At 73.3% G+C, this 23,680-nt stretch carries 20 protein-coding genes; 10 read left to right on the top strand and 10 right to left on the bottom strand.

What is annotated here, in order from left to right:
* Positions 1–166 precede the first annotated feature (166 nt).
* From SCATT_RS03975 to SCATT_RS03955, 6 genes are all read left to right on the top strand, one after another.
* The gene (locus SCATT_RS03975) at positions 167–2,899 is read left to right on the top strand and encodes a nitrate- and nitrite sensing domain-containing protein (RefSeq protein ID WP_014141646.1); all 2,733 of its coding nucleotides are present in this window, start codon (positions 167–169) and stop codon (positions 2,897–2,899) included.
* Positions 2,896–3,327 (top strand): roadblock/LC7 domain-containing protein, encoded by a 432-nt coding sequence (locus SCATT_RS03970; protein ID WP_014141645.1) that lies wholly within the window; start codon positions 2,896–2,898, stop codon positions 3,325–3,327. The genes SCATT_RS03975 and SCATT_RS03970 overlap by 4 nt, the downstream gene beginning before the upstream one ends.
* 6 nt (positions 3,328–3,333) lie before the next feature.
* On the top strand, positions 3,334–3,762 hold the full coding sequence (locus tag SCATT_RS03965; protein WP_014141644.1) for a DUF742 domain-containing protein: 429 nt from the start codon (positions 3,334–3,336) through the stop codon (positions 3,760–3,762).
* Positions 3,763–4,104: 342 nt separating this feature from the next.
* Positions 4,105–6,006 carry a DUF6397 family protein gene (locus tag SCATT_RS40705; protein WP_014141643.1) on the top strand — a complete coding sequence of 634 codons (1,902 nt, stop codon included), beginning with the start codon at positions 4,105–4,107 and terminating at the stop codon, positions 6,004–6,006.
* A gap of 242 nt (positions 6,007–6,248) precedes the next feature.
* Entirely contained in the window at positions 6,249–6,659 is a 411-nt protein-coding gene (locus SCATT_RS03960) for a hypothetical protein (RefSeq protein ID WP_041824406.1), read from the top strand.
* 266 nt (positions 6,660–6,925) lie between these two features.
* Positions 6,926–7,195 (top strand): DUF6296 family protein, encoded by a 270-nt coding sequence (locus SCATT_RS03955; protein WP_014141642.1) that lies wholly within the window; start codon positions 6,926–6,928, stop codon positions 7,193–7,195.
* A 63-nt stretch (positions 7,196–7,258) separates the two neighbouring features.
* Here SCATT_RS03955 and SCATT_RS03950 read toward each other — a convergent pair whose 3' ends face one another.
* From SCATT_RS03950 to SCATT_RS03935, 4 genes are all read right to left on the bottom strand, one after another.
* Positions 7,259–7,621 (bottom strand): VOC family protein, encoded by a 363-nt coding sequence (locus SCATT_RS03950; RefSeq protein WP_014141641.1) that lies wholly within the window; start codon positions 7,619–7,621, stop codon positions 7,259–7,261.
* Between the two features lie 51 nt (positions 7,622–7,672).
* Entirely contained in the window at positions 7,673–8,089 is a 417-nt protein-coding gene (locus SCATT_RS03945; protein WP_014141640.1) for an HIT family protein, read from the bottom strand.
* Positions 8,090–8,191: 102 nt separating this feature from the next.
* The gene (locus SCATT_RS03940) at positions 8,192–9,058 is read right to left on the bottom strand and encodes an acyl-CoA thioesterase (RefSeq protein WP_014141639.1); all 867 of its coding nucleotides are present in this window, start codon (positions 9,056–9,058) and stop codon (positions 8,192–8,194) included.
* 160 nt (positions 9,059–9,218) lie between these two features.
* Positions 9,219–11,732 (bottom strand): DEAD/DEAH box helicase, encoded by a 2,514-nt coding sequence (locus tag SCATT_RS03935; protein ID WP_014141638.1) that lies wholly within the window; start codon positions 11,730–11,732, stop codon positions 9,219–9,221.
* A gap of 183 nt (positions 11,733–11,915) precedes the next feature.
* Between SCATT_RS03935 and SCATT_RS03930 the strand changes: the two genes are divergently transcribed.
* A complete protein-coding gene (locus tag SCATT_RS03930) occupies positions 11,916–12,710 on the top strand; it encodes a metal-dependent hydrolase (protein WP_014141637.1) in 795 nt (264 codons plus the stop codon).
* Positions 12,711–12,723: 13 nt separating this feature from the next.
* Here SCATT_RS03930 and SCATT_RS03925 read toward each other — a convergent pair whose 3' ends face one another.
* Positions 12,724–13,170, bottom strand: coding sequence for a MarR family winged helix-turn-helix transcriptional regulator (locus SCATT_RS03925; protein WP_014141636.1), 447 nt, complete (start codon positions 13,168–13,170; stop codon positions 12,724–12,726).
* 162 nt (positions 13,171–13,332) lie between these two features.
* On the opposite strand from SCATT_RS03925, the gene SCATT_RS03920 reads away from it, so the two are divergent.
* Positions 13,333–15,189, top strand: coding sequence for an ABC transporter ATP-binding protein (locus SCATT_RS03920; protein ID WP_014141635.1), 1,857 nt, complete (start codon positions 13,333–13,335; stop codon positions 15,187–15,189).
* A gap of 22 nt (positions 15,190–15,211) precedes the next feature.
* On the opposite strand, the gene SCATT_RS03915 is transcribed toward SCATT_RS03920, so the two are convergent.
* Positions 15,212–16,501 (bottom strand): citrate synthase, encoded by a 1,290-nt coding sequence (locus SCATT_RS03915; protein WP_014627461.1) that lies wholly within the window; start codon positions 16,499–16,501, stop codon positions 15,212–15,214.
* 132 nt (positions 16,502–16,633) lie between these two features.
* Here SCATT_RS03915 and SCATT_RS03910 point away from each other — a divergent pair, with 132 nt between their 5' ends.
* Entirely contained in the window at positions 16,634–17,806 is a 1,173-nt protein-coding gene (locus tag SCATT_RS03910) for a citrate synthase (RefSeq protein WP_014141633.1), read from the top strand.
* 31 nt (positions 17,807–17,837) lie between these two features.
* Here SCATT_RS03910 and SCATT_RS03905 read toward each other — a convergent pair whose 3' ends face one another.
* From SCATT_RS03905 to SCATT_RS03895, 3 genes are read right to left on the bottom strand one after another with little or no spacing between them, the layout of a single operon-like run.
* Positions 17,838–18,506 (bottom strand): LutC/YkgG family protein, encoded by a 669-nt coding sequence (locus tag SCATT_RS03905; RefSeq protein WP_014141632.1) that lies wholly within the window; start codon positions 18,504–18,506, stop codon positions 17,838–17,840.
* Positions 18,503–19,990 (bottom strand): lactate utilization protein B, encoded by a 1,488-nt coding sequence (locus tag SCATT_RS03900; RefSeq protein WP_014141631.1) that lies wholly within the window; start codon positions 19,988–19,990, stop codon positions 18,503–18,505. The genes SCATT_RS03905 and SCATT_RS03900 overlap by 4 nt, the downstream gene beginning before the upstream one ends.
* Entirely contained in the window at positions 19,987–20,787 is an 801-nt protein-coding gene (locus SCATT_RS03895; protein WP_014141630.1) for a (Fe-S)-binding protein, read from the bottom strand. Before SCATT_RS03895 ends, SCATT_RS03900 begins: the two co-directional genes overlap by 4 nt.
* Positions 20,788–20,939: 152 nt before the next feature.
* On the opposite strand from SCATT_RS03895, the gene SCATT_RS03890 reads away from it, so the two are divergent.
* Positions 20,940–22,241: an MFS transporter gene (locus tag SCATT_RS03890; protein ID WP_014141629.1), complete on the top strand. Its 1,302-nt coding sequence runs from the start codon at positions 20,940–20,942 to the stop codon at positions 22,239–22,241.
* Between the two features lie 280 nt (positions 22,242–22,521).
* Here SCATT_RS03890 and SCATT_RS03885 read toward each other — a convergent pair whose 3' ends face one another.
* Positions 22,522–23,670 (bottom strand): NAD(P)-binding domain-containing protein, encoded by a 1,149-nt coding sequence (locus SCATT_RS03885; RefSeq protein WP_014141628.1) that lies wholly within the window; start codon positions 23,668–23,670, stop codon positions 22,522–22,524.
* Positions 23,671–23,680 lie beyond the last annotated feature (10 nt).

Below are 23,680 nucleotides of genomic sequence, written 5' to 3'. Positions count from 1 at the left end.
CCCGCCACCGGCGACCGTGGTGACCACCGTCTCTTTCTCCGAACCGTCACAACCACTACCGCCAGGCCGCCAGCCGTACCAGACTGTGCGGACCCCGCACCGACCCGTGGGCGAACCGGCTTCCCCTGCCGCCGCGTTCCGCCAACGACCGAGGACCCGCCAGCCCATGCACCTGCGCCCCCGCACCATCCGTACGCAGCTCCTCGCCCTGCTGCTCGTCCCGATGGTCACCCTGGCCGCACTGTGGACCTACAGCTCCTACACCACCGTGCGCGGCGCGTTCGCCCTCATCAGACTCACCGGCACCTACCACCGCTACGGCACCCCCGTCGACGAGCTGACCATGGCCCTGCAACAAGAACGCCTCGCCGCCGTCGAGTACACCGCATCCGACGGGCGCACCGGCTCCGCCGACTTCACCCGCCTGAGCCGGGTCACCGACACCCGACTGGGACTCCTGCGCGACCACGCCCGCCACCGCACCTCCCACACCGTCCTCAGCACCACCCAGCAACAGCACTTCGCCGAACTGCTCACCGCCCTCGACACCCTGCCCCGGCTCCGCCGCCAGGTCAGCGCCCGGACCACCAACTGGTCCGACATCCTGAGCGGTTACTCCAACCTCATCGACCCCGGCTTCCGGCTGCGCACCTCCCTCACCGACCTGCAAAGCGGCGAGGTCGCCCACCGCTCCTCCGTCGTCGTCGAACTCTCCCGTGCCCGTGAACTCCTCTCCCGAGAGGACGCGATGGTCACCGGCGGCCGTCTCGCGGGCGGCATGACCGACGGACAGTTCCGTGACTTCCTCGGCACCGTCGACGGCCGGCGCCTGCTGCACCACGTCTACCAAGCCGAACTTCCCGCCTCCGAGGCCACCCGGCTCGACCGGTTCGAGACCGGCGACATCGGCTCCACCTTGTTCACCATGGAGGAGACCGCCCGCAGCTCCTCCCCGCTGACCGCGGCGGCCGGCCTGCCCGCCGACGAATGGCGGCACACCGCCGACGCGGCACTCGACCAACTCGGCACCATCGACACCGACGCCGCCCGTGACGTCGGCCGCACCGCCCATGACACCGGCATGTCCGTGCTCGTGCGCGCCGCCGGCGTCAGCCTCCTCGGTCTCCTCGCCGTCATCGCCTCACTGCTCATCTCCCTCCGTATCAGCAGGCGCATCGCCACCCGGCTCACCGCGCTGCGGGACGCCGCCGAGGAACTCTCCGGACGCAGGCTCCCCGTACTCCTGCGCACCTTGCGCGAGGGCGCCTCCCTGGAGGAGATCGCCGAGGCCGAACGGACCGCCGTCCACGGCGGCGGCCCGGCACTACGGCTCGGGAACGACGAAATCGGCCAAGTCGCCCGCGCATTCGGCATCGCTCAACGGGCCGCCGTCCAGGCCACCGTCGAACAGGCCCGGCTGCGCCGCGGTGTCGCCGCCGTCTTCACCACCCTGGCCCGGCGCAGCCAGGTGCTGCTGCACCGCCAACTCACCCTGATCGACGAGATGGAACGCCGCACCGAGGACCCGGCCGAACTGGCCGACCTCTTCCGGCTCGACCACATGACCACCCGCATGCGCCGCCACGCCGAAGGGCTCCTCATCCTGTCCGGCAACGCACCCGGCCGGGCCTGGCGGCGCCCCGTCCGACTGGTCGAGGTGGTCAAGGCGGCGGTCGGCGAGATCGAGGACTACCAGCGCATCGTGGTGCGTCGTATGCCGCGTATGGCGCTCACCGGCGGCGCTGTCGCCGACGTGCTCCACCTGCTGGCCGAACTGCTCGAGAACGCCTGCTCCTTCTCCCCGCCGGACACCCAGGTCGTGGTCGACGGATCGCGTTCGGAGGCCGGCTTCGTGATCGAGGTCGAGGACCAGGGCCTGGGTATGGGGGCCGAACGCGTCGCCCAGGCCAACCGTGAACTCCAGGACGCCGCCCGGGGAGCCGACCTGCCCGAGACCGACCGCCTCGGCCTGTTCACCATCGGCCGGCTGGCCGCCCGGCACGGTATCCGCGTCGTCCTGCGTCCCGCCCCGGGCCAGGGCACCGTGGCCGTGGTGCACCTCCCCGACGATCTGCTGGTGCCGGTGGCGGACGGCACCGAACACAACACCGGCCCCGACGACTTCAGATCCACCGCGACCGCTCGCCGCGAGCGGGCCAGGCGCGCCGCGGTGCGCGTCGGCACCGGGCGCGAGCCGGAAGCGGTGGCCGAAACCGCGTCGGTCGGGGGCGCGCAAGGGGGCCCGCAGGCGGCTGCGGGGGTTGCCGAAGGGGCCCACGCGAGCGGTACGGTCGGACGGGCATCCGCAGTGGAGACACCGGGGACGACCGGAGCGGACACGGCCGACGGGAAGAGGGCCGACACCGAGACGGCGACCGCGGCGCCCACCACCGCGGCCGGTCTGCCGCGCCGCACCCGCAACAGCGGCCTGGCGCCACGGCGGACCCGCCCGGAGACGTTGGAACACAGCAGGACCGCGGACGACCGCCGGTACCACCGGGACCCCGGAGGGCGGGCGGACGCGACCGTCGGCCCGGACGGCCACCCGGATCGCTCCGGTGAGCCGGCCGGACCAGGGCGCACTCCGCCGGGCGACCGGCGCGAGGACGCCCGCGCACGCAGCACGCCCGGCACGACCGCTCCGCCCGAGCCGGCCCGAACGCCCGGCCCGCACCACGAACCACGGCACCACGCACCACCTGACACGACAGACGCACGACACGGCACATCAGCGACAACGGACCCGGACACGGCGGAGGAGTCGTACCGGGCCCAGCGGGAACGATCACCGGAGGCGGCCCGTTCCACGATGACCGCCTTCGCCCGGGGAATCGCTCGAGGGCGCTCGGAATCGGCGGCCTTGACGAAGTCGAGAGAGGAAGACGGGGGAACACCGTGAGCAGTGCCCGTACCACCAGGCCGGAAGGGAACGCGGGGCTCGGCTGGCTGCTGGACGACCTGACGGACCGCGTGAAGGAAGTACGGCACGCCCTGGTGCTGTCGACCGACGGACTGGTGACCGGTAAGAGCCGTGAGCTGGAGCCCGCGGACGCGGAGCACCTGGCCGCCGTCTCCTCCGGTTTCCACAGCCTGGCCAAGGGCGCGGGGCGCCACTTCGGCGCCGGATCGGTGCGCCAGACCATGGTCGAACTCGACGACGGATTCCTCTTCGTCACCGCGGCTGGGGACGGCAGCTGCCTGTCCGTGCTGACCGGGGCCAACGCCGATGTCGGGCAGATCGCCTACGAGATGACCCTGCTCGTCCACCGGGTCGGCGAACACCTCGCCGTCGAGGCCCGCAACGGCGACAGCAGACCCGGGATGTGACCGACCGTGAGCGGGACGCGGGGTGAACCGGGCGCGCTGTGGTACGACGACGAAGCCGGACCGATGGTGCGCCCCTACACCGTGACCCGCGGTCGCACCAGCCCCGACGACGCACGGGCCGCCGGGATCGACCCGGTGGCCGTGGTGCGGCCGGCGCAGAAGACCGACCCCGCGCGGACCGCCGGCGCCCCGTTGCCCGGGACGCCCGACGCCCTCGGCGACGACCACTTCGCCCTGCTGGAACTCTGCCGCCCAGGCCCGCTCTCGGTGGCCGAACTCGCCTCGCGGGCCGACCTTCCGCTCGGGGTGGTACGAGTGCTCCTCGGCGATCTGCTGCGCAGCGGCCGGATACGCGTCGGCGGCCCGGAGCCGCCAGCCGAACCGCCCGACGTGGGGCTGCTGCGCCACGTCATCAGCGGCCTGAAGTCCCTTTAGCCGGGGCCACTTCAGCCGAGGCCCGACCACCCGAAGCCCCTTCGTCCGCGCCCCGGTCACGCCCCGCGACATCCGGCCGGCACGTCCCGGCGTGCCGTTCCCTTGCGGAAACCCGTTCATCGTCATCCCCCGTTCCATCGGCTGTCACCGATCCGGACCGCCGTCAATCCAGCGGCCCGTGACCAGTGTTACTCCGGTTCGACGGTCTTCCGGAGTTATCCACAGGGTGAATCTCCGATCGCGGAGAGTTATCCACAGCCCTTGCCGTGGTGTCCGATCGAGGGGTTACATTCGTCACTGTCGGTGATCGATCGATGGGCGCAACGCAACGGGGAGGTCGTCATGGCGGTACGGGAGAGCCTGCGGGGCCGGACGAGGGCCGGGTGTGTCGGTGGGGCGGGAAGCGCGCCGGGCGGCGGAGGGGCGGCCGTCCTTTCCCAGACGCTCGCCCGGGCGGCGCTCGGACTGGAACGGCCGGCCTTCGAGCTCGCGGTACAACTCGGCCATATTTCCACCGTTCCCGGTCCCGGTGGGCGGCGCATGGTGAGCCATGCCGAGATCGCCCGTCTCGGAAGCGAAGAGGGCTTCCCCGAAACGCTGTTGGAGCGGATCCAGCTGGTCGGCACCTTCAGCGGCGCGGAGATGATCGAGGTGAGCCGGGACCGCTTCGTGAAACTGGCCAGACTCGGCTGCTTCCGGCCCGCCCAGTGGTACCTCAACCGGTACCGGGCCGTGGTGTGGCTCTACCCCGCCGAAGAGGTACGGGAATTCGCCCGCACCGGCATCTCGTGGCTCACCGGTCGGCTGCCCGAGGAAGCCCGGGCCCGGCTGGAGGCCGGGGAAGACCGCCGAGCCGAAGGCTGGCGGGCCCGCAGGACCGAGCGGATGGTGGCCGACGCCACCGACGCATGGCACGAAGCAGCCGCCTGGTGCGCCCTGCTCGGACCCGAGGAGACCGCCGACCTCGTCACTGACCCGGTCGAGCACGCCTACCTGTGCGGTCTCCACCCGTCCCGCGCCCCTTCGCCGACCGCGTCCCTCGCGGCCGAACCACCCGCGGTGTCACCGTTCGCGGAGGCGCCCGAGGAGATCGACACCGCCCGCGCGGCCCTCGGCTTCGCACTGCACCGGGCCAGGCTCACCCGCCCCGCGCCGGGCGGTGCCCACGATGTGCGCGAGCCGTCGGGTCGGGGTAGGCGCGAACCGACATCGCAGCAAGGGCGTTGGGAGACGGCGGCAAGCGGCCTGACCCCGGGCGGAGCGGACACCACGTTCCCCACCGATCAGCCGGCCCCGCCGACGCACCCGTCTCCGGCGCCCTGGGACCCGGGAAGGCAGCGAATCGTGCGGAACCCGTCACCGCCGACACCACCGGAGGCCACCCGCCCGTGGCTCACCGATCGCGAACCCCGGCCCACGCAACTCTGGCCCACCGTGCCCCAGCCCCCGGTACCCGCCCAGACGTGGCCCGAGCCGGTGGGCCCCGGTGCCGTCGGCAACGCCGCGAGGGAGATGGGTACGCCCGAGCTGTTCGGGCTGGACGCCGGGACACGGCAGCCGGTCCCGCAGCAACCGCCGGTATCGCCCGGGCCCGCTTCGCCCGGGCCGGCGCCGACCTGGTCCGCCCGACCCGCCCCTGTACCCCGATCCGAGCCCGTACGCCTTCCGCCCACACCGCCGGGGCCCTCGGCGACCGCCTCGGTGCCTCCCGAGCCCGTCCGCACAACTCCGCGGACACCTGGCCCGTGGGTGTCCGGCCCGGCGATCCGGGGTTTGTCACCCCACGGTCCGACGGGGCCGGGAGGTGTGCGGCCGACTCCGTCGAGGCCGGTGTCGGCAAGACCAGGTGTGACGGGGCCGGTGTCGGCTCGGCCAGGCATGGCGAGGCCGGTCGTGCCGGGTGGCGTACCACGGGAGCCGTTCCCGGGCGGCCCCGAACCGATGGCGACGGACACGCTCCGCCCCGATGCCCTTCGGCACCGACGCGGCCACCAGGCCGCCCGCCCCTGGCCCGCCGTGCCGCTGCCCACGTCTTCCGCGCCCCCGACCGCATCCCTGACGGCGGCGCCTCCGCATCCCGCGCCCTCATCGGCGTCGCCTCCTACGGCCCGGCCCACCCTGCCGCGCACCCCGGGCGACCGGGACGCCGGTGCTCGGCATCCGGTCGCGCGGCCGGGGCAAGGCGCTCGGCCGAGGGGCCCGCGCAGGCCCACCGCGTTGCGGCGATGGCTGCGGCGACGCTGACCCGGCGACTCCGGGGCTCCGACCGGGTGGTGGCCGGGCCGCGGGGTGGTGTGCGGAGGCGGCGAAATCCGGCCCCGTGTCCGGTCGCCGTGGAGTCATGGGCGACGATGAGCACGGCTACGTTGTCCGTCCCGGCCGAAGAGGCCGGCGTACAAGCCGTAAGGCCACCGCACACCGTGACCGGGCCAGGACGCGTGACCGGTGTCCCGCTGCCGGGAAACGGTGTCGACGAAGGGGAGAAGATGAAGAACCGCAAGCGCCAATCGCTCCGCGTCGCCGTCGTCGCCGCAATCGGCGTCACCGCCTTCGGGCTCGCCACGACGACCGCGTCGGCGAAGTCCGACATGTACTTCGCGGCAGGACCGCACACGGTCCATGTGGGCGGACGCATACACGCCGGGGGGAGGGCGACGGACGACAACTATACGTTCAACCGGTTCTGCATACAGCAGCGGGCGGGACGTGGCGGCTGGCGGACGACGGCCTGCTCGCGCGGCGCCTACCACGGCGGGGGTTGGCTCAACCTGGGGATCCGGGCGCAGCACCGCGGGATCCTGCAACTGCGGGGCGTGCTCACCGAGGGGGCCTCGCCGCAGGACAAGCACCCCAGGATCCGCGAGGTCTCCCGGACGTTCGCCATCGACGTCCGCTGAGGGCGGCACCGCCGGCTCCGGAAAGCTTCCCGGCGGGCCCGGTTTGACGGGAGGGCGGACCCGTGCGGGGCGGAATGGGGAGCCGCTCCGTGCGGGGTTCAACGAAAAATCTCGACGCCGCCCGGGCCGTGCCACAAACGGGATCCGCCCGGTCGTGCCCCGGAAAACGGGCACACATGGCATAGCGCCGCCTTTTACGGATAACCAGCATATGGTCCACTGGGGTGGACGGGTGAGTGGGGGCGGTCTCAGCCAGGAGGGACCTTATGAGCTACCCCGAGATCTACGAGCTGGTCTTCGAGGCACCGACAGGCGCCGGGAGCGACGTGGTCGTCGTCAGGCGCACGGAGCTGAAGGGCGCCGGCGGCCACCCGATCTACATGGACGAGACCGGAATAGTCCGCGCGGAGATAAGCGACCGGGGCGAGATACGGATGCTGGCCACCGGAGGGCACCAGGCGCCGCGCCGACCGCTCGGTGCCCGCCCGGTGGAACGGCGCAAGCCCGCCCACCACGGCCACACCCCGCACCGCTGAGGCCGGCCGCCGAACCCCGCTCCGGCAGTCCGCCCGGGGCGCCGGCCACCGACGGCCACCGGGTCAGTGGTGACCGGTGTCGATCACGCAGAAGCGGTTGCCCTCGGTGTCGGCGAGCACCACGAAGTCGGGGTCCGGCGGATAAAGGTCCCAGCCGACGCGCTCGGCGCCGAGTGCCAGCAGACGGTCGATCTCTGCCTCCGGTTCCGCGGTGTACAGGTCGAGGTGCACCCGCGGATACTCCTGGACCGGGGATTCGCTGAGGTCGAGGGCGATCGCGGCGCCGGGGCCGCGGGCCGGGACGAGGACGGTCCAGTCGTCCGTGGTCTCGCCGTCACGGGGGACGTAGTCGAGGGCCGCGCTCCAGAACGCGGCGGCTCGCCGGACGTCCGAGCAGCCGACCACGACGGTACCGATGGTGAGCATGGGGGTGACTATGCCAGAGCGGCCGGGGGCGAGGGGCACGGAGATGGTGCCTCAGTCGGCGAGGGCCGCCCGCAACCGGTCGGCGACGGCGCTCGCGTGGGCCTCGTCCTCGTAGCGACCGCGCGGCCAGAAGAAGCCCCGGAGACCGTCCTTGGGGTTGCGGGGCACGATGTGGACATGGAGGTGGGGGACCGACTGGCTGACCCGGTTGTTCTGCGCGACGAAGGAGCCCGCGGCGGCCATGGCGCGCTCCACGGCCGAGGTGACGCGCTGGACGCGGGTGAAGAAGGGGCCGATGTCGGGTGCGGGGAGATCGGTCAGGGTGTGGACGTGAAGGCGGGGGACCACCAGGCAGTGGCCGGGGAAGATGGGCCGGGCGTCGAGGAAGGCCACCGCGGTCTCGTCCGCGTAGACCCGGTGGCTCGGTACCTCGCCGACGATGACGGCGCAGAAGACGCAGGGCTGCATGGCGTCAGTCAACTACGCCGGGCCGCAAGGGCCGGCGGCGCGCGGGGGTGACAGGCCGGACGGGCACCGGTTCAGGCCCGGCCGGACGGGGGCGCGGGAGGGTCAGGACAGCGGGCGGAAGAGTCCTTCCTGCATCACCGAGACCAGCAGGTTGCCGTCGCGGTCGTAGATCTGGCCCCGGGCCAGTCCGCGGGCGCCGCCGGCGACGGGGGACTCCTGCTGGTACAGGAACCACTCGTCGGCGCGGAACGGGCGGTGGAACCACATGGCGTGGTCCAGCGAGGCCATGTCGAAGCCGCGTGGTCCCCACAGCGGCTCGATCGGCACCCGCACCGCGTCCAGCAGCATCATGTCGCTGGCGTAGGTGAGGGCGCAGGTGTGGACGAGCGGGTCGTCGCCGAGCGGGCCGACCGCGCGCATCCACACGGCGCTGCGCGGTTCGGCGCCCCGGACCTCCTCGGGGGTCCAGCGCAGCCGCTCCACGTAGCGGATGTCGAAGGCGAGCCGGCGGGCCATGCGTTCCATGGCCTCGGGCAGCGTGCCGAGGTGTTCGCGCAGTTCGTCGGCGAGTTTCGGCAGTTTCTCCGGGCCGGGGACCTCCGGCATCGGCAGTTGGTGGTGGAAGCCCGGTTCGGGCAGGTGGAAGGAGGCGGTGAGGTTGAAGATCGTGCGGCCCTGCTGGACCGCGACCACCCGGCGCGTGGTGAACGAGCGCCCGTCGCGGACCCGTTCGACCTGGTACACGATGGGCACGCCGGGCCGCCCGGGGCGCAGGAAGTACGCGTGCAGCGAGTGCACCGGACGGTCGCCGTCGGTGGTGCGGCCGGCGGCGACCAGCGCCTGGCCGGCCACCTGGCCGCCGAAGACCCGCTGGAGGCGCTCCTGGGGGCTGCGACCGCGGAAGATGTTCTCCTCGATCCGTTCCAGATCGAGCAGGTCCACCAGCCGCTCGGCGGGGTTGGTCGTCACCGTCGCGTCCCTTCTTCCCTGTCGGCCGGGCCGGGGCCGCCCGGACGGCGCGTCCGGCCCGCCGCGCCTTCGGCCCGGCCCCGCGGACCGGGCACCCGGAGCCCGTCGGCCGGAGCAGTCCGGGCCGGCGTCAGCGTACCCAGCCCGGGCCGGGACGCGGTCACAGGGCTCCCACGGCGGTGACCCGCACCACCGCGCGGCCCTCCTCGTCGGAGGCGGCCAGGTCGACCTCGGCGGAGATGCCCCAGTCGTGGTCGCCGGCCGGGTCGGCGAAGACCTGGCGGACCTGCCACAGCCCGTGCCGCGGGTCCTCCTCGATCTGGATCAGCTTGGGGCCGCGGGCGTCCGGGCCGGTGCCCAGGTCGTCGTACTCGTCCCAGTAGGCGTCCATCGCGTCGGCCCAGGCGTCGGCGTCCCAGCCGGAGGCGGCGTCGAGTTCGCCCAGTTCGTCGTAGCGCTCCAGGGCGGCCAGCTCGACCCGGCGGAACATCGCGTTGCGTACCAGCACCCGGAAGGCGCGGGCGTTGGTGGTGACCGGCTTGACGTGGTCGGCGCGTTCGGCGGCCTCCTCGGCGGTCTCCTCCTGCGGGTTGGCGAGCTGCTCCCACTCGTCGAGCAGGCTGGAGTCGACCTGGCGCACCATCTCGCCGAGCCAGGCGATCAGGTCCTGGAGGTCCTCGGACTTCAGGTCCTCGGGGACGGTGTGTTCCAGCGTCTTGTAGGCGCTCGCCAGGTAGCGCAGCACGATGCCCTCGGCCCGGGCGAGTTCGTAGTGGGCGATGAACTCGGTGAAGGCCATGGCCCGTTCGTACATGTCGCGCACCACGGACTTGGGCGACAGCGGATGGTCGCCGACCCAGGGGTGGCTCTTGCGGTAGACGCCGTAGGCGTGGAAGAGCAGTTCCTCCAGCGGCTTGGGGTACGAGACGTCCTGGAGCAGTTCCATGCGCTCCTCGTACTCCACGCCGTCGGCCTTCATCTGGGCCACGGCCTCGGCGCGGGCCTTGTTCTGCTGGGCGGCGAGGATCTGCCGGGGGTCGTCCAGGGTCGACTCGACCACCGAGAGCATGTCGAGCGCGTACGACGGCGATTCGGGGTCGAGCAGGTCGAACGAGGCCAGGGCGAAGGTGGACAGCGGCTGGTTGAGGGCGAAGTCCTGCTGGAGGTCGACGGTGAGCCGGACGATCCGCCCCTCCGCGTCGGGTGTGTCGAGCCGTTCCACCACGCCGCCGTCGAGCAGCGAGCGGTAGATGGCGATGGCCCGCCGGATGTGCCTGAGCTGGGCGCCGCGCGGCTCGTGGTTGTCCTCCAGCAGCCGGCGCATGGCGTCGAAGGCGTTGCCCGGCCGGGCGATCACCGACAGCAGCATGGCGTGCGTGACCCGGAAGCGGGAGGTCAGCGGCTCCGGTTCGGCGGCGATCAGCTTCTCGTAGGTCTGCTGCGACCAGTTGACGAAGCCCTCGGGGGCCTTCTTGCGCACCACCTTGCGGCGCTTCTTCGGGTCGTCGCCCGCCTTGGCCAGCGCCTTCTCGTTCTCGATGACGTGCTCGGGGGCCTGCGCCACCACCAGGCCGGAGGTGTCGAAGCCGGCCCGCCCGGCCCGTCCGGCGATCTGGTGGAACTCGCGCGCCCGCAGCACCCGCACCCGCGATCCGTCGTACTTGGTGAGCGCGGTGAACAGCACGGAGCGGATGGGCACGTTGACGCCCACGCCCAGGGTGTCGGTGCCGCAGATCACCTTCAGCAGTCCGGCCTGGGCGAGGCGCTCCACCAGGCGCCGGTACTTCGGCAGCATCCCGGCGTGGTGGACGCCGATACCGTGCCGTACGTAACGCGACAGGTTGCGGCCGAACTTGGTGGTGAAACGGAAGTTCCCGATCAGCTCGGCGATCGCGTCCTTCTCCTGGCGCGTACACATGTTGATGCTCATCAGCGCCTGCGCGCGTTCGACCGCCGCCGCCTGCGTGAAGTGGACGATGTACACCGGCGCCTGGTGGGTCTCCAGCAGCTCGGTCAGCGTCTCGGTCATCGGTGTCGTGCGGTACTCGTAGGACAACGGCACCGGACGGGTGGCCGAGCGGACCACGGCGGTGGGGCGGCCGGTGCGCCGGGTGAGGTCCGCCTCGAACCGGGCGACGTCGCCGAGCGTCGCCGACATCAGCAGGAACTGCGCCTGCGGCAGCTCCAGCAGCGGGATCTGCCAGGCCCAGCCGCGGTCGGGCTCGGCGTAGAAGTGGAACTCGTCCATCACCACCTGGCCCACGTCCGCGTCCTTGCCGTCGCGCAGCGCGATGGAGGCGAGTACCTCGGCGGTGCAGCAGATGACCGGGGCGTCCGGGTTGACCGAGGCGTCGCCGGTGAGCATGCCGACGTTCTCGGTGCCGAACAGCTTGCACAGGTCGAAGAACTTCTCCGACACCAGCGCCTTGATCGGCGCGGTGTAGAAGGTGACCTCGTCCCGGGCGAGCGCGGCGAAGTGGGCCCCCGCCGCCACCAGGCTCTTGCCGGAGCCGGTCGGCGTGGACAGGATCACGTTGGCCCCGGAGACCACCTCGATCAGCGCCTCCTCCTGGGCCGGATACAGGGCGATACCCCGTTCCTCGGCCCATCCGGAGAAGGCTTCGAAGAGGGCGTCGGGATCCGCGGTCGCAGGCATCTGATCGATAAGGGTCACGCTCCCATCTTGCCTGGCTTCCGCCCCCGGGGCGGAACCGGCCGTACGTGCGAAGATCATCCGCCGCTAGGCTGGGCGGCCGTACCGACGTCAACTCCCGCCCGGCCGACGGCAACGCGCCGCCTCGCCCCGGCGGCACGAAGGAAACCCGTCACGGACGGGCCGAAGGGGGGCGGGCCGACCATGATGGGACCGGCGCACTCACTGTCCGGGGCCGCGGCCTGGGTGGGCGTGGGCTGGGTGGCCGCCCAGCTGGGCCACCCCATGCCCTGGCCGACGCTGGTGGTGGGCGCCCTGACCTGCGCCGGCGCCGCGCTCGCCCCCGACCTGGACCACAAGCCGGCCACCATATCGAAGGCGTTCGGGCCGCTGTCGCACGCCCTGTGCGATGTGGTGGAGAAGATCTCGCACGCCGTCTACAACGCGACCCGGATGAAGGGCGACCCCCGGCGCAACGGTGGTCACCGCACGCTGACGCACACCTGGCCGTGGGCGGTGATGTGCGGCGCCGGGGCCTCGGCGATCTCCGTGTACGGCGGGCGCTGGGGGGTGCTCGCGGTGCTCTTCGTCCACCTGGTGCTCGCCGTGGACGGGCTGCTGTGGCGGCAGGTTCGGGGGGCCAGCCACATCCTGGTGTGGCTGCTGGGGGCCACCGGCGCGTGGCTGCTGGCCGGCGTGCTCGACGACCCCGGCAACGGCCGGACGTGGCTGTTCGACCAGCCGGGACAGCAGTACATGTGGATCGGGCTGCCGGTGGTGCTCGGCGCGCTGGTGCACTGCCTGGGCGACGCGATCACGGTCTCCGGGTGTCCGATCCTTTGGCCCATACCCATCGGCCGCAAGCGCTGGTACCCGGTGGGGCCGCCGCACTTCATGCGGTTCCGGGCGGGCAGCTGGGTGGAGGTCAAGGTGCTGATGCCGCTCTTCCTGGGGGCCGGCGGGATCGGCACGATGGCGGCGCTGGGGATGCTCAACTAGGCGGCTGCCGCGCTCAGCAGGCGTTGTCGTCCGCGCCGACCAGGGTCTCCAGCAGCTCGGCGAGGTGTGTGCGCTGGGCCGGGGTCAGCGGCGCCAGGAGTTCCTCGGCGGCGACCCGGCGGGCGGTCCGCAGTCGGTCGAGGGTGGCCTCGCCGTCCGGGGTGAGCGCGACGCGGACCACCCGGCGGTTGGCCGGGTCGGCGAGGCGGTGGACCAGCCCGCCGGCTTCCAGGGCGTCCACGAGCGTGGTCACCGCGCGCGGGACGACGTCGAGGCGCTGGGCGAGGTCGACCATGCGCGGCGGCCGGTCGTGGTGGGCGGCCACCCGCAGCAGCCGGGCCATGGCGGGTGTGATGCCCAGCGGTTCGAGGTGCCGCTTCTGGGCGCGGTGCAGCCGCCGGGTGAGCCGGAGCAGTTGCTCGGGGAGGTTTCCGGCGGGTTCGGCGGGGTCGGTGACCATGTTCATACGATATCAGGACCGTATTCATTGTGAGCATAGGTAACAATGAACTATGCTCGCTTGTGTCGTCGTCGCCGCGGGCTGCCCTCACGCCCGTCACGCCGGTCACGCGAGGCCGCCCGCGTCCCCGGCGCCCGTCGCACCCGGCCCCCGAAGGAGCCCATGAAACCCGACGAACCCGACTGGACCCCGCCCCCCAAGGACCCCGCCAACCCCGGTGAGCCCGCCGACGTCCGGCGCATCCTGCGGCTCTTCCGCCCCTACCGCGGCCGGCTGGCCGTGGTCGGCCTGCTGGTGGCCGCCTCCTCGCTGGTCTCCGTGGCCTCGCCGTTCCTGCTGCGGGCCATCCTCGACGTCGCCATCCCGCACGACCGGATCGGGCTGCTGAGCCTGCTGGCCCTGGGCATGATCGTCACGGCCGTGCTCAACAGCGTCTTCGGCGTGCTCCAGACGTTGATCTCCACCACGGTGGGCCAGCGCGTCATGCACGACCTGCGCACGGCCGTCTACGCGCGCCTGCAGCGCATGTCCCTGTCGTTCTTCACCCGCACCCGCACCGGTGAGGTGCAGTCGCGGATCGCCAACGACATCGGCGGGATGCAGGCCACCGTCACCTCCACCGCCACCTCGATCGTCTCCAACCTCACCAGCGTCGTCGCCTCGATCGTGGCCATGCTCGCCCTCGACTGGCGGCTGACCGTGGTCTCGCTGCTGCTCCTTCCGGCGTTCGCGTGGATCAGCCGCCGGGTCGGCCGGGAACGCAAGACGATCACCACGGCGCGGCAGAAGCAGATGGCCGCGATGTCGGCGATCGTCACCGAGTCGCTCTCGGTCAGCGGCATCCTGCTGGGCCGCACCATGGGCCGCGCCGACTCCCTCACCAAGGCGTTCGAGCGGGAGTCGGAGCAACTGGTCGGGCTGGAGGTCCGGTCCAACATGGCGGGCCGCTGGCGGATGTCCACCATCGGCATCGTCATGGCCGCCATGCCCGCGCTGCTCTACTGGGCGGCCGGGGTCGCGCTGCACGTGGGCGGCCCGGCGGTCTCCATCGGCACGCTGGTGGCGTTCGTCTCCCTCCAGCAGGGCCTGTTCCGGCCCACCGTCAGCCTGTTGCAGACCGGCGTGCAGGTGCAGACCTCGGTCGCGCTCTTCCAGCGGATCTTCGAATACCTCGACCTGCCGGTGGACATCACCGAGCGCCCCGACCCCGTCCGGCTCGCCCGGGTACGTGGTGAAGTCCGGTTCGAGGACGTGGACTTCGCCTACGATCCGGCGGGCGGCGACCCCGTCCTGCGCGGCATCGACCTGACGGTGCCGCCCGGCGGCAGCCTGGCGATCGTCGGCGCCACCGGATCCGGCAAGAGCACCCTGAGCTACCTGGTGCCCCGGCTCTACGACGTCACCGGCGGCCGGGTCACGCTGGACGGCGTCGACGTACGCGACCTGGCGTTCGACACCCTCGCCTCGGCGGTCGGGGTGGTCTCGCAGGAGACGTACCTGTTCCACGCCTCGGTCGCGGACAACCTGCGGTTCGCCAAACCGGACGCCACCGACGAGGAACTGGTCGCCGCCGCCCGCGCCGCGCAGATCCACGACCACGTCGCGGCCCTGCCCGACGGCTACGACACCGTGGTCGGCGAACGCGGCTACCGTTTCTCCGGCGGCGAGAAGCAGCGCCTGGCCATCGCCCGGACCATCCTGCGCGACCCGCCGGTGCTCATCCTGGACGAGGCCACCAGCGCCCTGGACACCCGTACCGAACACGCGGTGCAGGAGGCCATCGACGCCCTCGCGGCCGGACGCACCACGATCACCATCGCGCACCGGCTCTCCACCGTGCGCGACGCCGACCAGATCGTGGTGCTCGACCACGGCCGGATCGCCGAACGCGGCACGCACGACGAACTCCTCGCGCTCGGCGGGCGGTACGCGGCCCTGGTGCGCCGCGACGCACGGCTGGCACCCTCCGGCGAACCGGCCGCCGGCACCGGCCCGGCGGACACCGCCGCGGTGGCCTGACCGCCCCGGCCCCGGGCCGCCGTCACCGCGCCGGACGCGGCAGCGGCTGCCCCGGGGCCGGGCCGTCGTACTGCCCGCGCGGACGCATCCGCAGCGGGCGCTCGGCGTACTCCTCCAGGGCGTGCGCGATCCAGCCGGCCGTACGGGAGACGGCGAACAGGGTCTCACCGGCCTCCGGCGGCAGGCCGGCGCCGACCGAGAGCACGGCGAGGGCGAGGTCGACGTTGGCGCCCACGGCCAGGTCGCGGTCGGCGGCGCGGACCACCTCGCGCGCCGCGGCCAGCGCGTCGGCGGCGGCCGGCACCCCTTCCAGCAGCCCGAAGAGCATCCGGGCCCGGGGGTCCTCACCGCGGTAGAGGCGGTGGCCAAGGCCGGGCACCCGCCGTCCGGTGCGCAGCAGGTCGGAGACGACGGCGCCGGCGCTGCCGCGTTGCAGCACCTCGGCGAGCATCCGGTGGGCCAGCCCACTGGCGGAGCCGTGCACCGGGCCCTCCAGCGCGCCGAGTCCGGCCGAGACGACGGCGTACGGATGCGCCCGCGCAGAGGCGGCGACCCGGGCGGCCAGCGTGGAGGCGGCCAGGTCGTGGTCGGCCAGGAGCGCCAGGGCCGCCTGCACCACCGGGACCGAGGCGTCGTCGGCGCCGTCCGGGGCCAGCCGCGACCAGAGCCGGTACGCCACCGTGCCGCCCGGCTCACGGCGTCGGCCGCCGGCCGGCGGCAGCGCGTCGGTGAGGGTGGCGATCAGGCCCCGGGCCGTGGTGAGCACCGTGTCCGGGGTGAGGTCGAACCGCAGCGGATCGGCCGCCGCGGCGGCCACGGTGGCGGCACGCAGCCGGTCGGTTGGGCCGCTGTGCTCGGGGAGCGCGGCGACGGCGCGTTCGGCGGCGGCGAGCGGTTCGGGCGGCGCGGTGAAGCGGATCCCAGGGCGCAGCTCGCCGGTCCACAGCCACTCGGCGGTCTCCTCGTAGCCGTAGTGGGTGGCGAACTCCACCGCGTCCACCCCGCGGAACCAGTAGCGGTCGTCCTCGATGAGGGTGATGCCGGTGGGGACGGTGACGGCGTCGGCCGGGGTACGGGAGGCGGGGTCGGGGGCGGCGGATCGGGGGCGCCGGTTGCGACGCAGCAGCGCGTCGACCTCGTCGGCGGCGAAGGTGCTGCCCCGGCCGCCCGGGGACCGGTGGCTGGTGAGCAAGCCACGGCTGACGTAGGCGTAGAGCGTCTCGGGCTTGACCCCGAGCCGCCGTGCGGCCTCCTTGGTGCTCAGCCGGGCCGGCCGGGTGCTCGGCTCGTCGTGGTGGGTCATGGAGGCCATCCCATCGCATCACCGGGCGGCATGCCGCCTTCATGTTGACTGAATCAATATTGACAGAAGATTCGTCAAGAGTGGAGAGTCTAGATCAATGTTCCTGGAGGGCGAGGAAGAACGCCGAAGGAGGGCACCACCATGCCGACCGCTGCCACCCGACCGTCCGCGAGCGTGTCACCCGACGTACCGCGCGGGCTCGCGGGAGTCGTCGTCACCGACACCGAACTGGGCGACGTGCGCGGGCGCGAGGGCTTCTACCACTACCGGCAGTACTCCGCCGTCGAACTGGCCCGCACCCGCACCTTCGAGGACGTCTGGCACCTGATGCACCACGGCACGCTGCCGGACGCCGCCGCGCGGGCGGAGTTCACCGCGCGCACCGCCGCGGTGCGCGCCGCGCCCCCCGAGGTGCTGGCCGCGCTGCCCGCCGTGGCACGGGCCACCGCCGCGGCCGGTCCGCTCGCCGGGCTGCGCACCGCGCTCTCGCTGGCCGGAGCGGTGGCCGGCTTCGCGCCGCTGTACGACCTGACGCCCGAGCGACGGGCCGACGACGCGCTGGCCGCCTGCGCGCTGGTGCCCACCCTGGTGACCGCGCTGCACCGGCTGGGCCAGGGGCTCGAACCGGTGGCGCCCCGCGCCGACCTGCCGCACGCCGCCAACTACCTGTACATGCTCACCGGCGAGGAGCCGGACCCGGCCCGGGCCCGGGCGATCGAGCAATACCTCATGTCAACCATTGACCATGGATTCAATTCGTCAACCTTCACCGCCCGGGTGATCGCCTCCACCGGGGCCGATCTCGCCGCCTGCCTGACCGGGGCGATCGGCGCGCTCTCCGGTCCGCTGCACGGCGGCGCCCCCAGCCGGGCGCTCGACACCCTGGAGGCCATCGGCACCCCCGACCGCATCGACGCCTGGCTGCGCGAGCGGGTCCTGGCCGGGGAACGCCTGATGGGCTTCGGTCACCGCGTCTACCGCACCGAAGACCCTCGTTCCCGGCTGCTGAAGGAGGTCGCCCGCGGCTTCGGCGGACCTCTGGTCGACTTCGCGGTGGCCGTGGAGGAGCGTGCCGAGGCGATACTCGCCGAACTCAAGCCGGGCCGCGAACTCCACATCAACGTGGAGTTCTTCGCCGGGGTGGTGATGGAGCTGTGCGGGCTGCCACGCACGATGTTCACGCCGACGTTCGCCGTCGCCCGGGTCGTCGGCTGGAGCGCCAACATCCTGGAGCAGGCCGCGGACAGCAAGATCATCCGGCCCGCCGCCCGCTACGTCGGCCCGCCCCCGCCCGTGCCGGTCCCGGCCGCGTGAGGACGGGCGCGTGAGGCCACGGCCGCCCCGCTCACCCCTCGGCCAGCACCACCTCCAGTACCCGCGGCCCGTGCACCCCCTCCACCCGGTCCAGTTCGATGTCGCTGGTGGCCGACGGTCCGGAGATCCAGGTCAACGGGCGGGACGGCACCAGCCGTTCCAGCGCCTCCGGTACCGAGGCGACCACCTGCTCCGGCGCCCGCACCACGCAGACGTGGTGGTCGGGCACCAGGGTGATCGCCCGGCGCCCCTGGTCGGGGGAGGCGTCCAGCACCAGCGTGCCGGTCTCCGCGACCGCCACCGCGCAACCGGTCAGCACGCTGTCGACCAGGTCGAGCTGATGGGGCGTCAGGTGTGGATCGTCCCCGACGACGTCCATCCGGCGGCGGGCCACCGCCGTCCACCCCTCGGGGACGCCGGACGGCACCACCACGGTGCGCGACCCGCGTGCCTCCAGCAGCGCCGCCACCACGGCGGGCACCTCCCCGGCCGGACAACGGTGCACCACCGCCCGGTAGTCGGCGAGGTTGACGGCCAGCAGGCCGACCCGTTGGTCCGGGGTGAGGTCGCCGTGGGTACGCAGGTAGCCGCGGTCCACCGGCACGTCGCGGGGGCGTTCGGCGGCCGGGACGTCGGCCAGCGCGCGGCGGATCCGGCCGAGGATCACCTCCCGGCTGCCGGGACGGGGGGCGTCGGTCACCGGGTGCCCTCCTGCCGTCCGCCGCGGGTGCGCTGCCACCAGTCGCGGAACGGTTCCGCGGGCACCGCCGGCAGGTCACGCCCGCGCGACCAGGCGCCGGCCGGACCGGGCGACGGCAGCCGGGACGGGTGCGCGGCGCGGGTGCGGGAGGCGAGCCGTTCGGCGGCGCGCAGCGCCCGGGGGTGCTGGAACGCCCAGCGGGCCGCCCGCATCGCCGCCCGCTCCGCCGCGTGCCCCTTGGCCGGGCGGATCGTCACCCTGGCCCCCTGCCGGGTCACCGCACCGCCCTGCACCACCCGTTCCCGCAGGTGCACCAGGACCTCCGGGATGTCGATGGCCACCGGGCACACCTCGTAGCAGGCGCCGCACAGCGAGGAGGCGTACGGCAGCGAGGCGTCCAACGCCGTGGCCGTACCGCGCAGTTGGGGGGTGAGGATGGCGCCGATCGGCCCGGGGTAGGCCGAACCGTAGGCGTGGCCGCCGGCCCGCTCGTACACCGGGCACACGTTGAGACAGGCCGAGCAGCGGATACAGCGCAGCGCCTGCCGGCCGACCTGGTCGGCGAGGGCGTCGGTGCGCCCGTTGTCCAGCAGCACCAGATGGAACGCCCCGGGGCCGTCGCCGGCGGTGGTCCCCGTCCACATCGAGGTGTACGGGTTCATCCGCTCCGCGGTCGACGAACGCGGCAGCAACTGGAGGAAGACCTCCAGGTCACGCCAGGTCGGCACGACCTTCTCCAGGCCCACCACCGAGATCAGCGTCTCGGGCAGGGTCAGGCACATCCGCCCGTTGCCCTCGGACTCCACCACCACCAACGTGCCGGTCTCGGCCACCATGAAGTTGGCGCCGGAGACCGCCACCTTGGCCCGCAGGAACTTCTCCCGCAGATGCAGCCGGGCCGCCTCGGCGAGCTGCGCGGGGTCGTCGGTCAGCCCGTCCGGCGCCGGACGGCCCCAACGGGCCATGGTGCGCAGGAAGATGTCGCGGATCTCGCCGCGGTTGCGGTGGATCGCGGGGACCAGGATGTGCGACGGCCGGTCGTCGCCGAGCTGCACGATCAGCTCGGCCAGATCGGTCTCGTACGCGGTGATCCCGGCCGCCGTCAGCGCCTCGTTGAGGCCGATCTCCTGGGTGGCCATCGACTTGACCTTGACCACCTCGCGCTCGCCGGTGGCCCGCACCAGGCCGGTGACGATCCGGTTGGCCTCGGCGGCGTCGGCGGCCCAGTGCACCTGGCCGCCGGCCGCGGTGACCGACGCCTCCAACTGCTCCAGATAATGGCCGAGATGGCGCAGCGTGCGGTCCTTGACGGCGGCGCCGGCCGCCCGCAGCCGCGCCCAGTCGTCGAGTTCGGCGACGGCCCGGGCCCGCTTGGCGCGGATGGTGTGAGTGGCGTGGCGCAGGTTGCCGCGCAGCACCGGGTCGCCTACGGCGGACTCGGCGGCGCGCGGGAAGGCGGGCATGCCCAGCGGTACGGCGGTCATTGAACGCCTCCTTCCGTGCGGGACGGGCGGGCCGGGGCCGCGAGGGCGGGGCCGTCGGCCTCGGTGCGGGCCAGGATCTCGGCGAGGTGGAGCATCCGGGGGCCGCCGCCGAGCCGGCTCGCGGTGGCGCCGATGTGCGTCAGACAGGAGTTGTCGGCGGCGCACAGCACCTCGGCTCCGGAGGCCCGGGCACCGGCCACCTTGTCCCGCCCCATCGCCACCGACACCGCGGGGTTCTTCACCGAGAAGGTGCCGCCGAAGCCGCAGCACTCCTCGGCACCGGGCAGCTCGACCAGGGTGAGCCCGCGTACCGCGCGCAGCAGCCGCAGCGGCCGGTCGCCGAGCCCGAGCAGCCGCAGCCCGTGGCAGGTCGGGTGGTACGCCACGGTGTGCGGGAAGTACGCGCCGACGTCCACCACCCCGAGGACGTCGACGAGGAACTCCGACAGCTCGAACACCTTGGGCGCCACCGACGCCGCCAGCTCGGCCAGCCGGCCGCCCCGCCCCTCGGCGGCGGCCCGGGCACCGATCCGCGGGTAGGCGTCCCGGACCATCGCCGCGCACGAACCGGACGGGGCGACCACCGCGTCGTACCCGGCGAAGACCTCGGCGAAGCGGCGCAGCAACGGCTCGCTCTCGTGCCGGTAACCGGTGTTGTACTGCATCTGGCCGCAGCAGGTCTGCGCGGCCGGGAACTCCACCCGCACCCCGAGCCGCTCCAGCAGCCGGACCACCGCGCGCCCGGTGTCCGGATGGAGCGCGTCGTTGACGCAGGTGATGAAGAGGGCTACCCGCATGCTGCCTCCCGGGGGACGCGCGCCGCCGCCGGTGGTCCGCGGGGCGTTCCGCGATCTTGCCATGTGAAATTTACCCGCGGCCCGCAGACGCGGGACGGGGTCGCGGCGGAGAATGGCCGGTCCACGTCCCGCCGCAGAAGGATCCGCACGAGATGACCGGTTCGGCCCCGATAGCACAGTCCCGTCCCGCCGCCTCCCCGGCACGGCTGCCGGTGCGGCAGCTCGCCGCGGCCTCCGTCGGCAACGCCGTCGAGTGGTACGACTGGTACGCCTACTCCTTCCTCGCCGTCTACTTCGCCGGCCAGATCTTCCCCAAGGGCGCCGGCAACTCCCTGGTGCCGCTGCTGTCGACGTTCGCGGTCTTCGCGGTCGGCTTCTTCATGCGGCCGGTCGGCGGGCTGCTGATGGGCGCGGTGGCCGACCGGCTCGGCCGGCGGGCGGCGCTGAGTGTGACCATCGTGCTGATGGGCGGCGGCAGCCTGCTGGTTGCGGTGACGCCGACGTACACGAGCGCCGGTGTGCTGGGCCCGGTGGTGCTGGTGGTGGCGCGGCTGCTGCAAGGGCTGTCGGTGGGCGGGGAGTTCGCCGCGTCCACCACGTTCCTGGTGGAGTCGGCCGGTCCGGGCCGGCGCGGGCTCTTCTCCAGCTTCCAGTACGTGTCGACCACCGCCGGGCAGCTCGTCGCCTCCGGGCTCGCGGCGCTGCTCGCGCAGGTGCTGACCGACGCGCAGATGACCTCGTGGGGCTGGCGGGTGGCGTTCGCCGTGGGCGCGGTGATCTCGCTGGTCGGGCTGTGGATCCGGCGCGGCGCGGTGGAGACCCGCAGTGAGGAGCAGCAGCGGGCGCCGCGCCCCGGGCTCTTCGAGGCGCTCCGCCGCCACCCCCGCCAGTCGTTGCTGATCTGCGGCATCACGGTCGGCGGCACCATCGCGTACTACACCTGGACCACCTATCTGCCGACCTACGCCACCGTCCACGCGGGGCTCGGCAAGGGGGACGCGCTGACCGCGGGCACCATCACGCTGGCGTTCTTCGCGGTGCTCCAGCCGCTCGGCGGGATGCTCTCCGACCGGATCGGCCGCAAGCCGCTGCTGATCGGCTTCGCGGTGGGGTTCGCGGTGCTGGTGGTGCCGCTGCTGCACCTGCTCACCGGTTCGCTGCTGTCGCTGGTGCTGGTGGGGTGTGCGGGGATGGTGCTGCTCACCGGCTACACCTCGGTGGCTGCCGCGGTCAACGCCGAGGTCTTCCCGGCCCGGGTGCGCGCCGCGGGCATCGGCTTCCCCTACTCGCTGACGGTGGCGGTCTTCGGCGGTACGGCGCCGTACGTCGGCACCTGGTTCCAGCAGGCCGGCCACGCCGAGTGGTTCCCGTGGTACGTGGCGGTGCTCTGCCTGGTCTCGGCCGCCGTCTACGTGGTGCTGCCGGAGACCGCGGGGCGTCCGCTGGACCGCTGAGCCGCGCGGGCGGCGCCCCGCCACCCCGGGACGAGGGGTGGGGGGCGCCGTTCCGTCGCGTCAGGTCAGCTCAGATCAGCCAGCCCAGGAAGTGCAGGACGCCGGCGAGCAGGCTGGTGACGAGGTTCATCGGGTTTCTCCTTGCGCATAGCGTTGTGGGACCGAACTCCCCGGCGCAGTAAGGGACATGGCCGGGGTGGTGCCGGTGACGGTCCGCGGCTCGTCACCCGCACACCGCAAGCATCACCGGCCCCGGTGGTGCCGTGGGGCCACTTGGGTGTCAGTACACGCGTTCTGGCGAACGTTCGCTCCCGTGTTCGTGTGTTCGGTCGCCGATCCCGAGCAGCGCGGTGATCTCCCGCACCGCGGCGCGCCCGGCCCGGTTGGCGCCGATCGTGCTCGCCGAGCCGCCGTAGCCGATGAGGTGGACGCGCGGGTTCTTGACCACCCGGGTGCCGGCCATCCGGATCCCGCCGCCGGGCTCCCGCAGCCGCAGCGGGGCGAGATGGGCGAGGTCGGCGCGGAACCCGGTGGCCCACAGGATCACGTCGGCCTCGATCTCGCGTCCGTCGGCCCAGGCCACGCCGTCCGGGGTGACCCGGTCGAACATCGGCAGCCGCCGGAGCACCCCGGCCGCCCGGGCCCGTTCGACCGCCGGGGTCGAGGTCAGCCCGGTGACGGAGACCACGCTGCGCGGCGGGAGCCCGCGCCGGGTGCGTTCCTCGACCCGGGCCACCGCGTCCCGGCCGCGCCCGGCGTCGAACGGGCCGGTGACGAAGACCGGCGGGCGCCGGGTGACCCAGGTGGTACGGGCCGCCACGCCGGCCAGCTCCAGCAGGTGCTGGGTGCCGGAGGCGCCGCCGCCGACCACGATCACGCGCTGCCCGGCGAACTCCTCCGGCCCCCGGTACCCGGCGGTGTGCAGTTGGCGTCCCCGGAAGCTCTCCTGGCCGGGGTAGTGCGGCAGGAACGGGCGGTCCCAGGTGCCGGTGGCGTTGATCAGCGCCCGCGCCGACCAGGTTCCGGCGGCGGAGACCACCAGCAGCCGGCCGTCCGGTGCGGCACGCACCTCGCCGACGTGCACCGGGCGGCGTACCCGCAGGCCGAAGGCGTCCTCGTAGGCCGCGAAGTAGCCGGCCACCACCTCGGCGGCCGGGCGCCCCTCGTCGGCCCCGGTCAGCGCGAGCCCCGGCAGGTCGTGCACCCGGTGCGCCTTGCCGTACGTGAGCGTGGGCCAGCGGAACTGCCAGGCGCCGCCGGGGCCGGGGGAGTGGTCCAGCAGCACGAAGTCCGTCCCCGGCCGCAGTCCGGCGCGGCGCAGGAAGTAGCCGGCCGACAGCCCCGCCTGGCCGGCCCCGATGACGGCGACCTCGACCTCGGTGACGGCCCCGGTGGCCCCCGGTGCCTCGGCGTCCGCAAAGTAGTTCACGTTTCTACCA

The organism is Streptantibioticus cattleyicolor NRRL 8057 = DSM 46488 (assembly GCF_000240165.1).
In the GTDB taxonomy this organism is placed as follows: Bacteria; Actinomycetota; Actinomycetes; order Streptomycetales; family Streptomycetaceae; genus Streptantibioticus; species Streptantibioticus cattleyicolor.
The sequence above is the reverse complement of the archived record's forward strand: the minus strand, read 5'-3'. Positions and strand labels throughout refer to the sequence as shown.

Excerpts from the sequence above, each read along its gene's own strand:
- SCATT_RS40705 (WP_014141643.1), top strand. The coding sequence starts at position 4,105 with ATGGCGGTACGGGAGAGCCTGCGGGGCCGGACGAGGGCCGGGTGTGTC.
- SCATT_RS03975 (WP_014141646.1), top strand. The coding sequence starts at position 167 with ATGCACCTGCGCCCCCGCACCATCCGTACGCAGCTCCTCGCCCTGCTG.
- SCATT_RS03890 (WP_014141629.1), top strand. The coding sequence starts at position 20,940 with ATGACCGGTTCGGCCCCGATAGCACAGTCCCGTCCCGCCGCCTCCCCG.
- SCATT_RS03955 (WP_014141642.1), top strand. The coding sequence starts at position 6,926 with ATGAGCTACCCCGAGATCTACGAGCTGGTCTTCGAGGCACCGACAGGC.
- SCATT_RS03945 (WP_014141640.1), bottom strand. The coding sequence starts at position 8,089 with ATGCAGCCCTGCGTCTTCTGCGCCGTCATCGTCGGCGAGGTACCGAGC.
- SCATT_RS03915 (WP_014627461.1), bottom strand. The coding sequence starts at position 16,501 with ATGGCCTCCATGACCCACCACGACGAGCCGAGCACCCGGCCGGCCCGG.
- SCATT_RS03925 (WP_014141636.1), bottom strand. The coding sequence starts at position 13,170 with ATGGTCACCGACCCCGCCGAACCCGCCGGAAACCTCCCCGAGCAACTG.
- SCATT_RS03900 (WP_014141631.1), bottom strand. The coding sequence starts at position 19,990 with ATGACCGCCGTACCGCTGGGCATGCCCGCCTTCCCGCGCGCCGCCGAG.
- SCATT_RS03960 (WP_041824406.1), top strand. The coding sequence starts at position 6,249 with ATGAAGAACCGCAAGCGCCAATCGCTCCGCGTCGCCGTCGTCGCCGCA.
- SCATT_RS03920 (WP_014141635.1), top strand. The coding sequence starts at position 13,333 with ATGAAACCCGACGAACCCGACTGGACCCCGCCCCCCAAGGACCCCGCC.
- SCATT_RS03910 (WP_014141633.1), top strand. The coding sequence starts at position 16,634 with ATGCCGACCGCTGCCACCCGACCGTCCGCGAGCGTGTCACCCGACGTA.
- SCATT_RS03895 (WP_014141630.1), bottom strand. The coding sequence starts at position 20,787 with ATGCGGGTAGCCCTCTTCATCACCTGCGTCAACGACGCGCTCCATCCG.
- SCATT_RS03930 (WP_014141637.1), top strand. The coding sequence starts at position 11,916 with ATGATGGGACCGGCGCACTCACTGTCCGGGGCCGCGGCCTGGGTGGGC.
- SCATT_RS03950 (WP_014141641.1), bottom strand. The coding sequence starts at position 7,621 with ATGCTCACCATCGGTACCGTCGTGGTCGGCTGCTCGGACGTCCGGCGA.